The following is a 13,812-nucleotide window of genomic DNA, read 5'->3' on the forward strand; positions in this document are numbered from 1 at the left end:
GCTGGACGTCTGCGTGGTCGGGCTCGGCAAGCTCGGCCTGCCGCTGGCCGTGCAGTTCGCGCGCAAGGGCCACCGGGTGGTCGGGGCGGACATCGCGCCCCGGGTGGTGGAGAGCGTCAACCGGGGCGTGCCGCCGTTCCCCCGGGAGGAGGGCCTGGACGAGGCGCTCAAGCGGGTGGTCGCCGAGGGCCGGCTGCGCGCCACCACCGACACCACGGCCGCGGTGGCCGCCTCGCAGGCCGTCGTCCTGGTCGTCCCGCTGGTCACCGCCGCCGACGGCACCCCGGACTTCGCGCTGCTCGACGCGGCCACCGACGCCGTCGCGGCCGGGCTGCGCCGGGGTGCGCTGGTCAGCTACGAGACCACCCTGCCGGTCGGCACCACCCGGGAGCGCTGGGCGCCCCGGCTGGCGGCCGGCTCCGGGCTGGCGCCCGGGGCTGACTTCGCGCTGGTGTTCAGCCCGGAGCGGGTGCGCACCGGACGGGTCTTCGCCGACCTGCGGCGCTACCCCAAGCTGGTCGGCGGCCTGGACGCCCCGTCGCTGCGGCGCGGCGCCGAGTTCTACCGGGCGGTGCTGGACTTCGACCCGCGCCCCGACCTGCCCCGGCCCAACGGGGTGTGGGAGCTGGCCTCGGCGGAGGCGGCCGAGTTCGCCAAGCTCGCCGAGACCACGTACCGGGACGTCAACATCGCGCTGGCCAACCAGTTCGCCCGGTACGCGGACCGGGTCGGGGTGGACTTCGCGGAGGTCGCCGACGCCTGCAACTCGCAGCCCTACAGCCACCTGCACCGGCCGGGCATCGCGGTCGGCGGGCACTGCATCCCGGTGTACCCGCGGCTGTACCTGTGGAACGACCCGGCGGCGACGGTGGTCCGGGCGGCCCGGGAGGCCAACCTGGAGGTGCCCGGGTACGCGGTCGGGGTGCTGGCCGGGGCCCTCGCCGGGGTGCTGCCGGGCGGGCTCGCCGGGCAGGGGGTGCTGGTGCTGGGCGCCTCGTACCGGGGCGGCGTCAAGGAGACGGCGTACTCGGGGGTGTTCCCGCTGGTGGCGGCGCTGGAGGCGGCCGGGGCCAGGCCGTACGTCGCCGATCCGCTGTACCGGGCGGAGGAGCTGACGGCGCTCGGGCTGCCGGCGTACGGCGGGGAGCCGGTGGCGGCGGCGGTGCTGCAGGCGGACCACCCGGAGTACCGGGAGCTGGGGCCGGCGGACCTGCCGGGGGTGGTGGTGCTGCTGGACGGGCGGCGGTGCACGGACCCGGCGCGGTGGGCGGGGGCGGGGGTGCGGCGGATCGTGCTGGGCGGGGCGTGAGCCGGTTCCGGGCGTGGGCGTGGTCGGGTCGAGGGGGGCGGCGCGGGGCGCGGGCCGGGGGTTCGGGGCGGGTGATCGTGGGGCACGCCCCCGTCCGCGCCGGGCAACGGGCAGACTGGCGGGGTGAGTGACGAAGCCTTCAGCGGGACCGGCCCCGGGGTCCGGTTCACCGCGGCCGACGAGCAGAAGAGACACGGCGTCCGCCGGATGAAGACCATCGCGACCGGCCTGCTGGCCTTCGCGACCCTGGTCTTCGCCCTCGCCACCTGGGCCAAGGCGGCCGGTGCCGGCGCCTGGGCCGGGTACGTGGCGGCCGCCGCCGAGGCGGGCATGGTCGGTGCGCTGGCCGACTGGTTCGCGGTGACGGCCCTGTTCCGCCGTCCGTTCGGCCTGCCGATCCCGCACACCGCGATCATCCCGACCAAGAAGGACGCCTTCGGGCGCTCGCTCGGCGAGTTCGTCGGCGACAACTTCCTGGCCGGCCACGTGGTGCGCGGTCGGCTCGCCGCGCTCGGCATCGGCCGCCGGCTGGGGGAGTGGCTGGCCGCTCCGGGCAGCGCCGAGCGGGTCACCAAGGAGGCCTCGGCGGCGCTGCGCGGGCTGCTCGCGGTGCTGCGCGACGACGACGTGCGGGCGGTGGTCGCCGAGGCGGTGACCAGGCGGGCCGCCGCCACCTCGGTGGCCGAGCCGATGGGCCGGATGCTGGGCAAGGTGGTCGCGGACGGCGGGCACCACGGCGTGGTGGACCTGGTCGCCGTCCGGGCGCACGGCTGGCTGACCGCCAATCACGAGGACGTGGTCCGCAAGGTCACCCAGAAGACCCCGGGCTGGACCCCGAAGTTCCTCGACCACCAGGTCGGCGAGCGGGTCTACAAGGAGCTGCTGCGCTTCGTCACCGAGATCCGGGACGACCCCGAGCACCCGGCCCGCGGCGCGATCGACAACTTCCTCGCCGACTTCGCCACCGAGCTGCAGACCGATCCGGAGACCATCGCCCGGGTCGAGCGGGCCAAGGACGAGCTGCTGGCCCGGCCCGAGGTGCAGGACCTGATCAACTCCACCTGGGCGGCCGTGCGCACCCTGGTGATGGGCGCGGCCGAGGACGAGGACAGCGAACTGCGCCGGCGCATCCGTGACGGCGTGCGCGGCTTCGGCGAGCGCCTGGCCACCGACGCCAAGCTGCAGGCCAAGGTGGACGGCTGGCTCCAGGACGCCGCCCAGTACCTGGTCGACACCTACCGGGCCGAGATCACCTCGCTGATCTCGGAGACGGTGGCGGGCTGGGACGCCGACGACGCCTCGCGCAAGATCGAGGCCAACGTCGGTCGGGACCTCCAGTTCATCCGGATCAACGGCACCGTGGTCGGCGCGCTGGCCGGGCTGCTGATCCACACCGCGGCGGTCGCGCTCGGCGGTTGATCACCGACCGGCCGCCCGGCTTTGGGCCTATCCTGGGCCGACGTTCGCGATACGCGCGTAGAAGGCGCGGCGCAGAAGCAGAAGGAGAAGGGAACCACCGTGGTCCAGCCGGACGGAAGTCGGATCGGAAACCCCACTGGCAGCACCCCCGGCGGCACCGCCGACCGGAGCATCGAGGCGTTCATCGCCGGGATGCCCAAGGCGGAGCTGCACGTCCACCACGTCGGCTCGGCCTCGCCGCGCGTCGTCGCCGACCTGGTCGGGCGGTACGCCGGCAAGACCGCGGTGCCGACCGACCCGGCGGCGCTGGCCGAGTACTTCACCTTCACCGACTTCGCGCACTTCATCGAGGTCTACCTGAGCGTGGTGGACCTGATCCGCGACGCCGAGGACGTCCGGGCGCTGACCTACGGCGTGGCCGAGGACATGGCCCGGCAGAACATCCGCTACGCCGAGCTGACCATCACCCCGTACTCCTCGGTCAAGCGCGGCATCCCCGACGTGGCCTTCATGGAGGCGATCGAGGACGCCCGGCTGCGCGCCGAGAAGGACCTCGGCGTGGTGCTGCGCTGGTGCTTCGACATCCCCGGCGAGGCGGGCCTGGAGGCGGCCGAGATCACCGCCCGGCTGGCCACCGAGCTCGCCCCCGAGGGCCTGGTCAGCTTCGGCCTGGGCGGCCCCGAGATCGGCGTGCCGAGGCCGCAGTTCAAGCCGTACTTCGACCGGGCCCGGGCCGTCGGCCTGCGCTCCGTCCCGCACGCCGGCGAGACCACCGGGCCGGAGACCGTCTGGGACGCCATCCGGGTGCTCGGCGCCGAGCGCATCGGGCACGGCACCCAGGCGGTGAAGGACCCGGCGCTGCTCGACCACCTGGGCGAGCACCGCATCCCGTTGGAGGTCTGCCCGACCTCCAACATCGCCACCCGGGCGGTGGACCGGATCGACGACCACCCGATCAAGCGGATGGTCGACGCCGGGCTGCTGGTGACGGTCAACAGCGACGACCCGCCGATGTTCGGCACCGACCTCAACACCGAGTACGCGGTGGCGGCGCGGCTGCTCGGGCTGGACGAGACCGGGGTGGCGGCGTTGGCCCGCAACGCGGTCGAGGCCTCGTTCCTGGAGCAGGCGGGCAAGGACGGGCTGGTCGGCGAGATCGACTCCTACCTGGCGGGCTGGCAGCAGCAGGGCTGACGTTCCCGCAGGTCAACCGCCCCGTCGACCCCGGTCGGCGGGGCGGTTCGCGTGGTGCCGCGGGTGCGGTGCCGGGTGTGGCGCCAGGCGTTGTGCCGGGCGTGGCCCGGGCGTGGTGCCAGAGTGGTGCCATAAACACCTCGACATGGCACCACTGCTGTGCCATGCTCTAGCCATGGACCTCACGCCGTACGTCGACAACCTCCGGAACGAGCTCGCGGTGGCCGCCGCCACCGGCGGGGACGAAGCGCGGGCGCTGGCCGACCGGCTGACGCTCCCGCTGGAGTCGGCCGTGCGGCTCACCCTGCTCAACGCCCTCTCCGCCGCCATGGGCGAAGTCACCCGTGACCTCGCCCCGGGCTCGGTGGACGTGCGACTGCGCGGCCTCGATCCCGAGTTCGTGGTGACGGCCCCGCCCGGCTCCGGCGGCTTCCACGGGGAGGAGCCGCCCGTGGCGCCGGGTGGGCTGCCGCCCGTGGTGCCACCGGTGGTGCCGCCCGTGGTGCCACCGATAACGGCGCCGGTGCCCCCGTCCGCGATGTCGGAGTCGGACGACAGCGGCACCGCCCGGATCAACCTCCGCCTGCCCGGGCACCTCAAGGCGAGGGCGGAGGAGGCCGCCGGGCAGGAGGGGCTCTCGCTCAACGCCTGGCTGGTCCGGGCCGTCGCCGGCGCGGTCGACGGCGGCCGCCCGGCCGTCCGCCCGGCCGCCGACCTCGGCGCCCGCACCACCCGCGGCGGCGGCCAAGGCTTCACCGGCTGGGTCCACTAGCGCTTCCGCATCACCGTCAGACCGACTGACCCTTCGACGTCACCTCCGCTCCGACCAGCGGGAACACCCACACGAGTCAAGAGGACGGCACAGCCATGCCCACGTACGAGACTGACGGACAGATCTCCGTCTCCCTCGAATTCGAGATCGGCTCGGTGTGGATCCGGGCGAGCAAGCGCACCGACACGATCGTCGAGGTCCGGCCCACCAGCTCCGCCAGGGACGCGGACGTCAAGGCCGCCGAGCTGACCCAGATCGACTTCTCCGGCGGCCGGCTCACCGTCAAGGGTCCCAAGCAGCGGACGGTGTTCTCCAGCAAGAAGGGCTCGATCGACATCACGGTCGAGCTGCCCGCCGGCTCGGAGGTGCACGCCGACTCCCCGATGGCGGACTTCGTCACCGAGGGCCCGCTCGGCGACTGCCGGATCAAGACCTCCATGGGGCGGATCCAGGTCGACCGGGCCGAGGGCGCCCGGCTCAAGACCGACATGGGCGACATCCGGCTCGGCACCGTCGCCGGGGACGCCGAGGTGACGGGTTCCGGCCGGATCGAGGTCGGCGCCGTCGGTGGCCGGCTGACGACCAAGAACAGCAACGGCGACACCGAGATCGACGAGGTGCGCGGCGAGTTGACGGCCAACGCCTCCAACGGCCGGATCCACATCGGCCTCGCCGAGGGGGGCGTCGAGGCCAAGACGGCGAACGGCCACATCCGGGTCGGCCAGGTCGTCCGCGGCAAGGTCGGCCTGCAGGTCGGCGTCGGGGACATCGAGGTCGGCATCGCGGAGGGCACGGCGGCCTGGCTCGACGTGCACAGCAAGTTCGGCGCCGTCCGCAACGCCCTCGACACGGCGGCCGGTCCGGGCGAGGCCCGGGAGACGGTCGAGGTCCGCGGCGCCACCCAGGTCGGCAGCATCCTCATCCGGAGGGCCTGATGGCGACGACGACGACGAGCCCGGCAACGCCCCCGGTCGCGAGCACGGCGGCGATCTCGGTGGCCGGGCTGACCAAGAGCTACGGGGACAAGGCGGTGCTCAGGGGCGTCGACCTGTCCATCCCGGCGGGCAGCGTGTTCGCCCTGCTCGGCCCGAACGGCGCGGGCAAGACCACCACGGTGGAGATCCTCTCCACCCTCATCCCCGCCGACGGCGGCTCGGCCCGGGTGGCCGGGCACGATGTGGTCCGCCAGGCCGACGGGGTGCGGAAGGCGATCGGGGTCACCGGCCAGTTCTCGGCCGTGGACAACCTCCTCACCGCCGAGGAGAACCTGATGCTGATGGCTGACCTCAACCACCTCCCCCGTCGGGAGGGGCGGAGGCGGGCCGAGGACCTGCTGCGGCGCTTCGAGCTCGCCGAGGCCGCGCGCAAGCCCGTCGTCACCTTCTCCGGGGGCATGCGGCGCAAGCTCGACCTGGCGATGACCCTGGTCGGCGACCCCAAGGTGATCTTCCTGGACGAGCCCACCACCGGGCTGGACCCGCGCAGTCGGCGCACCATGTGGGAGATCATCCGGGGCCTGGTCGCCGACCACGGGGTGACGATCTTTCTCACCACCCAGTACCTGGACGAGGCCGACCAACTGGCCGACCGCATCGCGGTCCTGGACGGTGGCCGGATCGTCGCCGAGGGCACGGCCGAGGAGTTGAAGCGGATCGTCCCCGGCGGGCGGATCCGGTTCCAGTTCTCGGACATCGACCGACTCACCGCCGCCGCCGCGCTGTTCGACTACGCCACCGCCGACGCGGAGGCCCTGCGGCTGGACATCCCGGGGGACAACTCCGTGCTCACCGTACGGGCGGTGCTGGACGCGCTCGACAACGCCTCCGTACGGGCCGAGTCGCTGGTCGTCGAGACGGCTGACCTGGACGACGTCTTCCTGCAACTCACCGGGGAGGGTGCACGATGAGCGCGACGACCTATGTGGTCAGCGACTCGCTGACCATGCTGCGGCGGAACCTCAAGCGCGCGCAGCGGTACCCGGCGATGACCTTCTCCGTGGTGGTCATGCCGGTGATGATGCTGGCGCTCTTCAACTACGCCTTCGGGGGCGCACTCGGCGCGGGCATCGGTGGCGGGAGCTATATCGACTACGTGACGCCGGGCATCGTGCTGATGACGGCGACGTCGGGAGCGGTCGCCACCGCGGTGGGCGTGTGCGTCGACATGACCGAGGGGATCGTCAACCGGTTCAGGACGATGTCGATATCCCGGTCCTCGTTCCTGGCCGGACACGTGATCGGCAGCGTCATCCAGACGGTGATCGCGCTGGTGCTGGTGACGGGCGCGGCCTTCGCGATGGGGTTCCGCTCCGGCGCCGACCCGCTGGAGTGGCTGGCGGCAGCGGGCCTGCTGCTGTACGTGACCCTGGCGCTGACCTGGATCTCCGCAGGGATCGGACTGGTCTCCAAGACGCCGGAGAGCGCGAGCAACACGCCGCTGCCGTTGACCTTCCTGCCCTTCCTCGGCAGCGCGATCGTGCCGCCGGACTCGATGCCGACCGTGCTGCGCTGGTTCGCCGAGTACCAGCCCTTCACGCCGATCATCGAGACCCTGCGCGGCCTGCTGATGGGCACCGCCATCGGCAACAGCGGCTGGATCGCCCTCGCCTGGTGCACCGGGCTGACCCTGCTCGGCTACTTCTGGTCGCGGAGCGTCTTCTACCGGCAGTGACGGGGGTACGGCCGGTAGCCGTCGGACGGCCCGGGCAGCGGGGACACCCGCCGCCCGGGCCGCACTGGCGTCACCGCAGTAAAGTCCGCGCCAAGGGGCGGCAAAAGACCGTTGGGGGAGGGGCAGTGACGAAGCGTCGCGAGCGGATCGCGTAGGGCTCGGAGCGGCTGCGCCGGCTGCGTTCCTGGCGTACGCGGCGGGCTGGTGGTGGCCGAGCGTCGACTCGACCACCCGGTGCTGCTGCTCGGTCCGGCGGTGCGCCAGCGGCCACCCCCAGCGCGCCGGGCCCCTGTAGTAAAGTCCGCGCAAAGGTCGGCAAAAGACGGCCCGGGGGGACGGATGACGGCGAGACGCCGCTGGCAGATCGCGTGGGGGCTCAGGAGTGCGGCGCTCGCTGCGCTGCTGGCGTACCTGCCGGGCTGGCACGCCTCCCGTTCGGGCGGGCTGGTGCTGCTCGAACACTGGCTCAACCGTCCGGTCCTGCTGATCGGGGCGGCGGTGGTGCTGGTCGTGGTCTCGCTGGTGATCCAGTTGGAGTTCCGCTCCCGGTTCTCGCAGATCGGCTGCGCGGCCGTGCTGGCGCCGTTCGTCCTGGCCGCGGTGCCGATCCTGTTCCTGTCCTTCGTGTTCAGCGGCCACGGGGGCCGTGAGGATCGTTTCGTCAGCCCCAACCGTCCGGACCGGGTACTCACCGTCACCAACGTCGCCTTCTCCATCGACCCGGTCTACCGGGTGGAGCTGGAGACCGGCACCGGCTGGTCCGCCCGCCACTGGAGCATGGGCACCTGGAACACCAGCGGCGGCGACTTCGTCCGCGTCGACTGGTCCGGCCCCGACCAGATCACCGTCACCGGCCGCACCTCGCTCACCGTCTTCGACGTCCTCCCCGACGGCAGCCCGGGCGAGCCCCGGGTCCTCCCGAGGCAGGAGTCGGACGGGTCGTAGGGCGCCCCGAGGATGATCAACCGCCCCTCTAGGCTGGTGCGGTGACACGGGGGACGCAGGGGGTGCCAGGAATACCTGGGACACCGGGGACGCAAGGGATCCGCGGGGGCTGGGGAGCGCGGCCGCGCTGGGTGCGGTGGGCGGCGGCGGTGTGGGTGGTCGGATTCGTCGAGGGGGCGGCGGTGCACGCCTTCGACGTCCTGAGCGGCGGGCTGCACGCGTACGCCTGGTGGCCGCTGCCCAGTCAGGTGCTGTTCCATGCGCTGCTCGTGCTCGACCCCTTGGCGGCCGTGCTGGTGGCCCGGGCGCGCCCGGCGGGGGCGTGGCTCGGGGCGGGGGTCATGGTGGCCGATCTGACGGCGAACTGGTGGGGGAACTGGGACGCTGTCGTGCGCCGTCCGCTCGACTGCCTCCAGGGAGTCGTCGGGCTGCCGGCGATGACGCTCTTCGGCCTGTTCGTCTTCGTCACCGCCGCCCCACTGCGCCGGGCGTTCCTCCGCACGGGCCCGTACGCGGGAGCGGCCCCGCGCGCCCAGGGGGCCTGAGCGCGCGGGGCAACGGTCAGTCCGGGGCGGCCGCGCTGCCCGGGGCGGCCGTGCCACCGGTCACCAGACGGTGATGCCCATGGTGTCGGCCGCGCTGTGGATGGCGTTGTAGTGCGGGATCGACATGTCGGACTTCTTCTGGCCCGCCGGAAGGTTCTTGTCGGCGGCGCGGAACTCGTCGCGGGCGGCGGCGAGCAGGCTGGTGCCGTAGGAGACCGGGACGTCCTTGGTGCCGTGCGCCGGGTGGGACTTGGCGGCCGTCTGGCTGCCGGCCTGGGCGAGGGTGCTGCGGGCCTGGTTGTAGGCGGCGGCCTTGACGGTCTTCGGGTTGGCGAGCCGGGCCTGGGCAACGGTGCTCGTCCGGGTCTGTTCGGCGGCCATGGCGACGGGTGCGACGGCGGCGGTGAGGGCGCCGGCGGCCACGACGGTGACGAGGGCGTTGCGAACGGTCCTGTTCATGCGGATTCCTTCCGCGGAAATTCTCAAGGATTCGCCTCCGCTCCGGTCTAGGTGATCGTCGGAGTACGAACGTCGGAGTGCGAACGTCTCCGCCCTACCCCGGCCTCGGAGAGCGGAAAACCCGCTTCCGTACGGTTCGTTCGGAAGTGGTCGGATCAGGCCGTTTTCTGGATTCAGGGAATTCGTATGGTCAGACTGGGCGGATGAATCCTGATCTCTACCCGGACGTGGCCGCCGCCGGGAGCCTCGCCGCCGCACTGGAGTCGGCGGCCGCCGAACTGGCGGTGGACATCACCTTGGTGCCGGGAGTCTGGCGCGGTGCGTCCTCGGCGAACATCGCCGCCCCGGCGGGCACGGCGCCCCCGGGCCCCGCGCGCCGGCCGCTCCAGGTCCATCTCGCCGTGAAGGAGCGCCGGTTCTTGGTCAGCGGCCGGAGCCTGGGCGTCGAGATGATCACGGGCGGGACGGCGGACCTCCGGGATGTCGTCCGGGCCGCAATGGCCTGGGGGAGCGGCCGGAACCTGCGGGAGCTCCGTGAGCGGTTCCCGTTCCTGGCCTCCTCGGAGCTGGCCGAGGCCCATGAGCGCGGGGCTGCCGCCGTGGTCGGGCTGCAGTGGGGTTGGCTCCGGGAACGGGCGCTGCGGGAGCCGGAGTTCACCGGGTTCGGCCTGTTGGTCGAGGCGGCCGGTGCGGAGCCGAAGCTGCGGCAGTTGTACCCGGTCGTCAGCCACCGGGTGCTCGTCTTCCTGCCCCGCACCGGCGTGCCGTGCGGGGCGGTGGTGATCGCGATTGCTCCCGCGGACGACGGCTTCCCATACCAGGTGCAGCGGTTTCCGCACGGTGGTCTGATCGCCGAGGCCGGGACGGCGGAGGAGGCCGTCGCGCTGGCCGTCGCCCACCTGCCCGCCGACCTCGGGCCCGCTGTGCTCGGCAGCGACGAGGACGGGTGACACGTCGTCCCGTCAGTCGTCCTCGTACGGCGGGATGGTCCAGCGCAGCACCGTGCCGCCGGTCGGGTCGGCTTCGAGGGTGACCGGGTAGACCTGGCCCCAGCCGCGCCCGCCGTGGTGCCGGACGGCGTGGTCGCCCTGGTCCCAGCCGATGCCGAGCACCGGGCAACCGCCGACCTCGACCGTGCCGGCGCGGAGCGGGTGGTCCCAGCCGGCCCGCTCGGCGAGATGGGGCCGGAGGCGGCTCCCCGTCTCGCGGCCCCGGAGGAGGATCAGGAGAGGCAGAACTCGTTGCCCTCGATGTCCTGCATCGTGATGCACGACTCGTTGACGCCGTCGGCGCGCTGCGTCAGCACGTGCTTCCCGCCGAGCGCCATCAGCCGTGCGCATTCGGCCTCCAGTGTGGCCAGGCGCTCCTCACCCACGAGCCCGGTGCCGACCCGCACATCGAGATGCACCCGGTTCTTGACGATCTTCCCTTCGGGAACCCGTTGGAAGAGCAGGCGCGAGCCCACACCCGAGGGATCGGTGCACGCGAAGTAGACCTCGTCCTCGGGCGGCAGCGTGCGGTGGTACTCCTCCCACGTGGCAAAGCCCTCCGGGACCGCCGGTACGACGTACCCCAGCACCTCGCACCAGAAGGCGGCGAGGCGCGCAGGCTCCGCACAGTCGAAGGTCACTTGGAACTGTCTGATCGTTGACATCGGCGCACGATAACAGGGGCCCTGCGCATCTCCCCAGGTCGGGAGGTTCAGAATGCGTCGCCGAGGAGGACGCGGTAGACGATGGTGGTGCCGTCGGGGCTCACCTCGGTGCAGAGGTCGCGACGGTCGAGCAGCCAGCCGTTCGCCTCGCAGCGCTGCGAGGGCCGGAGTCGGGCGGCGGCTTCCTCCGTGGAGAGGTCGGCCGGGCCGGTGAGGTAGCGGGTGCGCCAGCAGGTGGAGTGGTGGCCGTTGCCGCAGTCCTGGCCGGTTCCGGTACGAAGGGGGGCTCAGGCGTTGGACCAGGAGCGGGTGGAGAGCACCAGCAGGTAGCCGTCCGGGTCCTGGACGGTGACGCCCCAGGCGTCCCAGTACGGGTTGTGCGCGGGGACGCGCTTGCCGCCGTGTTCTTCCAGGCGCTCCAGGAGCGTGTCGCTGACGGGTTCGCCGAGGTAGACGACGAGGAGGTCGTCGGCGGTGGACTGTGGTTCGACGGGCGCGGCGGGGTCGTGGACGAGCTCCAGGTGCCAGGCGGCGTCGGGCCAGCCGACCATGAGGAGGGAGTGCTCGCCGGGGGTGCCGTCCGTGGTGTGCCGGTAGAGGACGTCGAGACCGAGGCCCGAGGCCCAGAAGCGCTCGGCTGCATCGAGGTTGCGGGACGGGCGGGCGATGCGGATGTGCGCGGTGGCGTCGGCCGGCATGGTTCTGGCTCCTGGGCGGGGAGTGAGGCGGCGTTGGGGACAGCAGTGAGCCTAGGGAGCCGGGGGTCGGGTGCCATCGGGCGCTGGTCCTAGTCCGCCGGGCCCGGGTCAGCCGGACTAAGGGCTGTCCCACTATTCGCTCGCGGCACGGCACCGGACGGGCGGCTGGCTGGCCATACCGCGGCGCCACGAATCCGCTTGAGCCTGCCCGCGGGCGACGCGTAGCCTCTTGGCCATGTGCTACCACGCGTTCAACGGCGCCTTCCGGCACTACGTGTGTGTCGCGTGCCGGCTCTCCTTCAAGGGCAGCACGTGGCCGATCCGGAAGCGCATCTGTCCTGGCTGTCGTCAGGAGCTCGTCTTCGCCGGCTACGACTTCGCCGCGCCCCGGCGACGCGACGCGAAGGCGTGGTCCGTCGTTGCTACCGTGCTCGCGGAAGGGCTGACCTACGACCACCGCCCCGGCTGCGGCTGCTCGCGGCTGCCCTCGTTCCGCCCTCGGACCCAATCACAGGTGCGTGTCCGCCGACGCGCGGCTGAGCGACTGGGCCTGCCTCTGTCGGTGACCCTCGCCCGCCGCGACGCCTTCACCCCGGAGAGCCGCGACGAGCTCCCGTCCTCCCCGTCGGCCGCCGAGCCCGACACGACCTGAGCATCGCGCGGAGTGGTGTCAGACGGGGAAGATCAAGGGGAAGCAGCACGCGTGAGCGTCCCAGGCAGCGATGCGATGATCTTGGCGTGACAGGTGTGATCACGGCATCAGAGCAGTCCTGGATAGCCCCGTTCACCGGGCTGAGCCCTCGTACGTTCGGCAAGCTGATCACGATGCTGCGGCGCGAAGGCGCCGATACGGTCCGCCCAGGACGCCCCTGGTCACTGTCGCTGGAGGACCGCACCCTCCTCGTCGCAGCCTACTGGCGCACGAACCTGACACTACGGCAGCTCGCACCCCTCTTCGGAATCTCGAAGTCGGCGGCCGACCGCGTTGTCGATCACCTCGGCCCCCTACTCGCACTCAAGCAGAGACAGCGGTTCCGGAAGGGACACCGTGCTCATCGTGGACGGCACGCTGGTCCCCACCCGCGACCACAGCATCGCCGAGAAGTCGAAGAACTACCGATACTCCACCAACCATCAGGTCGTCATCGACGCCGACACACGACTGGTCGTCGCCGTCGGGCACCCCGTGCCCGGCAACCGCAACGACTGCAAGGCCTGGGTCGAGTCCGGGGCAGCCGCCGCCGTTGGCCGGACCACGACTATCGCCGACGGCGGCTACCCGGGTACCGGCCTCGTCACCCCACACCGCCGGCCGGCAGGCGGCGAGCTCTGCCAGTGGAAGCAGGAACACAACCGTTCCCACAAACAGGTCCGCGCCCGGGTCTAGCACGTCTTTGCCCGCATGAAGACTTGGAAGATTCTCCGCGACTGCCGACTCAAGGGCGACGGCGTCCACCACGCCATGCTCGGCATCGCCCGCCTGCACAACCTGAGCCAGGCCGCGTAGCCGAGCGGTCACCCCAGCCCGCAGCTCGCTACAGCCGCGTCAGTGATCAATTACGGGACAGCCCTTAGGGAAACGCGAACGGCCCGGCACCTGTGAAAGGTGCCGGGCCGTTCGACTGTGGAGCGCCAGGCCCGGGTTGCACGGACTCTTCCTACTGAAAGTAGGACGTACTCTGGTAGTACCGCTGACGCCTGGCGAGGATTTGTGTTCCTCGCGACAAGAAGAACGTTAGCAGCTCAGAGCCCATGATCCAAAACCGGTGGCTGGAGTGGTCGGGGGTCAGGCGTCGAACTCACCGTTGCGGATGGCGGCGACGAGGTCGCGCCATTCGTCGGGGGTGAGTTGGGCGACGGCGTCGGGGAGCAGGCTGCTACGGACGTAGACGGCGTCGGGAGTGACGGCTACCTCCGGGCAGTTGTTGCCGTCCCCACAGGTGGTGGGCCTTTGCCAGACCAGTTCATCCATGGCGGTTCTCTCAGCCGAACTCGCCGTTGCGGATGGCGGTGACGAGGTCGCGCCATTCGTCGGGGGTGAGTTGGGCGATGGCGTCGGGGAGCAGGCTGCTGCGGACGTAGACGGCGTCGGGGGCGATAGCTACCTCCGGGCAGTTGCTCGCATTGGAGCATGCGCTGGGCCGGAT

General features: G+C 72.0%; 17 protein-coding genes and 1 pseudogene. 12 read left to right on the forward strand and 6 right to left on the reverse strand.

Translation table 11 applies throughout. The features are described from left to right. The first annotated feature begins 1 nt into the window (after position 1). The 9 genes from ACFWIS_RS15865 to ACFWIS_RS15905 all read left to right on the forward strand — a co-directional run bounded on the left by ACFWIS_RS15865 (position 2) and on the right by ACFWIS_RS15905 (position 8,854). Positions 2 to 1,309 (forward strand): nucleotide sugar dehydrogenase, encoded by a 1,308-nt coding sequence (locus tag ACFWIS_RS15865; protein WP_380458704.1) that lies wholly within the window; start codon positions 2 to 4, stop codon positions 1,307 to 1,309. Positions 1,310 to 1,432: 123 nt separating this feature from the next. After that, a complete protein-coding gene (locus ACFWIS_RS15870) occupies positions 1,433 to 2,728 on the forward strand; it encodes a DUF445 domain-containing protein (RefSeq protein ID WP_380458667.1) in 1,296 nt (431 codons plus the stop codon). A gap of 123 nt (positions 2,729 to 2,851) precedes the next feature. After that, on the forward strand, positions 2,852 to 3,922 hold the full coding sequence (locus tag ACFWIS_RS15875) for an adenosine deaminase (RefSeq protein ID WP_380458702.1): 1,071 nt from the start codon (positions 2,852 to 2,854) through the stop codon (positions 3,920 to 3,922). A gap of 175 nt (positions 3,923 to 4,097) precedes the next feature. Beyond that, on the forward strand, positions 4,098 to 4,694 hold the full coding sequence (locus ACFWIS_RS15880) for a toxin-antitoxin system HicB family antitoxin (protein WP_380458665.1): 597 nt from the start codon (positions 4,098 to 4,100) through the stop codon (positions 4,692 to 4,694). A gap of 95 nt (positions 4,695 to 4,789) precedes the next feature. Next, positions 4,790 to 5,629: a DUF4097 domain-containing protein gene (locus tag ACFWIS_RS15885; RefSeq protein ID WP_380458663.1), complete on the forward strand. Its 840-nt coding sequence runs from the start codon at positions 4,790 to 4,792 to the stop codon at positions 5,627 to 5,629. Then, positions 5,629 to 6,600: an ATP-binding cassette domain-containing protein gene (locus tag ACFWIS_RS15890; protein WP_380458661.1), complete on the forward strand. Its 972-nt coding sequence runs from the start codon at positions 5,629 to 5,631 to the stop codon at positions 6,598 to 6,600. The genes ACFWIS_RS15885 and ACFWIS_RS15890 overlap by 1 nt, the downstream gene beginning before the upstream one ends. Further along, the gene (locus tag ACFWIS_RS15895; protein WP_380458659.1) at positions 6,597 to 7,364 is read left to right on the forward strand and encodes an ABC transporter permease; all 768 of its coding nucleotides are present in this window, start codon (positions 6,597 to 6,599) and stop codon (positions 7,362 to 7,364) included. The genes ACFWIS_RS15890 and ACFWIS_RS15895 overlap by 4 nt, the downstream gene beginning before the upstream one ends. A 339-nt stretch (positions 7,365 to 7,703) precedes the next feature. Then, positions 7,704 to 8,309, forward strand: a complete 606-nt coding sequence (locus ACFWIS_RS15900; RefSeq protein WP_380458657.1) for a hypothetical protein — start codon at positions 7,704 to 7,706, stop codon at positions 8,307 to 8,309. Between the two features lie 149 nt (positions 8,310 to 8,458). After that, positions 8,459 to 8,854, forward strand: a complete 396-nt coding sequence (locus ACFWIS_RS15905; RefSeq protein ID WP_380458655.1) for a hypothetical protein — start codon at positions 8,459 to 8,461, stop codon at positions 8,852 to 8,854. 60 nt (positions 8,855 to 8,914) lie between these two features. Here ACFWIS_RS15905 and ACFWIS_RS15910 read toward each other — a convergent pair whose 3' ends face one another. Further along, positions 8,915 to 9,313, reverse strand: coding sequence for a hypothetical protein (locus tag ACFWIS_RS15910; RefSeq protein ID WP_350504807.1), 399 nt, complete (start codon positions 9,311 to 9,313; stop codon positions 8,915 to 8,917). Between the two features lie 203 nt (positions 9,314 to 9,516). Between ACFWIS_RS15910 and ACFWIS_RS15915 the strand changes: the two genes are divergently transcribed. Next, positions 9,517 to 10,263, forward strand: coding sequence for a DUF6193 family natural product biosynthesis protein (locus ACFWIS_RS15915; protein ID WP_380458653.1), 747 nt, complete (start codon positions 9,517 to 9,519; stop codon positions 10,261 to 10,263). Between the two features lie 12 nt (positions 10,264 to 10,275). Here ACFWIS_RS15915 and ACFWIS_RS15920 read toward each other — a convergent pair whose 3' ends face one another. The 3 genes from ACFWIS_RS15920 to ACFWIS_RS15930 all read right to left on the reverse strand — a co-directional run bounded on the left by ACFWIS_RS15920 (position 10,276) and on the right by ACFWIS_RS15930 (position 11,665). Beyond that, positions 10,276 to 10,425, reverse strand: a complete 150-nt coding sequence (locus tag ACFWIS_RS15920; RefSeq protein ID WP_380458651.1) for a hypothetical protein — start codon at positions 10,423 to 10,425, stop codon at positions 10,276 to 10,278. 110 nt (positions 10,426 to 10,535) lie between these two features. Beyond that, positions 10,536 to 10,967, reverse strand: a complete 432-nt coding sequence (locus tag ACFWIS_RS15925; protein ID WP_380458650.1) for a VOC family protein — start codon at positions 10,965 to 10,967, stop codon at positions 10,536 to 10,538. Positions 10,968 to 11,254: 287 nt separating this feature from the next. Continuing rightward, positions 11,255 to 11,665, reverse strand: a complete 411-nt coding sequence (locus ACFWIS_RS15930; protein WP_380458648.1) for a VOC family protein — start codon at positions 11,663 to 11,665, stop codon at positions 11,255 to 11,257. Between the two features lie 235 nt (positions 11,666 to 11,900). Here ACFWIS_RS15930 and ACFWIS_RS15935 point away from each other — a divergent pair, with 235 nt between their 5' ends. Continuing rightward, positions 11,901 to 12,317, forward strand: a complete 417-nt coding sequence (locus tag ACFWIS_RS15935; RefSeq protein WP_380458646.1) for a hypothetical protein — start codon at positions 11,901 to 11,903, stop codon at positions 12,315 to 12,317. 86 nt (positions 12,318 to 12,403) lie between these two features. Further along, positions 12,404 to 13,172 (forward strand): annotated as a pseudogene (locus ACFWIS_RS15940) (transposase). Positions 13,173 to 13,451: 279 nt separating this feature from the next. Here the strand turns inward: ACFWIS_RS15940 and ACFWIS_RS15945 are convergent. Both ACFWIS_RS15945 and ACFWIS_RS15950 read right to left on the reverse strand, forming a co-directional pair. Further along, positions 13,452 to 13,637 carry a DUF397 domain-containing protein gene (locus ACFWIS_RS15945; protein WP_380458644.1) on the reverse strand — a complete coding sequence of 62 codons (186 nt, stop codon included), beginning with the start codon at positions 13,635 to 13,637 and terminating at the stop codon, positions 13,452 to 13,454. Between the two features lie 10 nt (positions 13,638 to 13,647). Then, positions 13,648 to 13,812: a DUF397 domain-containing protein gene (locus tag ACFWIS_RS15950; RefSeq protein ID WP_380523883.1), complete on the reverse strand. Its 165-nt coding sequence runs from the start codon at positions 13,810 to 13,812 to the stop codon at positions 13,648 to 13,650.

Origin of the sequence: Kitasatospora sp. NPDC127060 (assembly GCF_042724935.1) — a bacterium.
In the GTDB taxonomy this organism is placed as follows: Bacteria; Actinomycetota; Actinomycetes; order Streptomycetales; family Streptomycetaceae; genus Kitasatospora.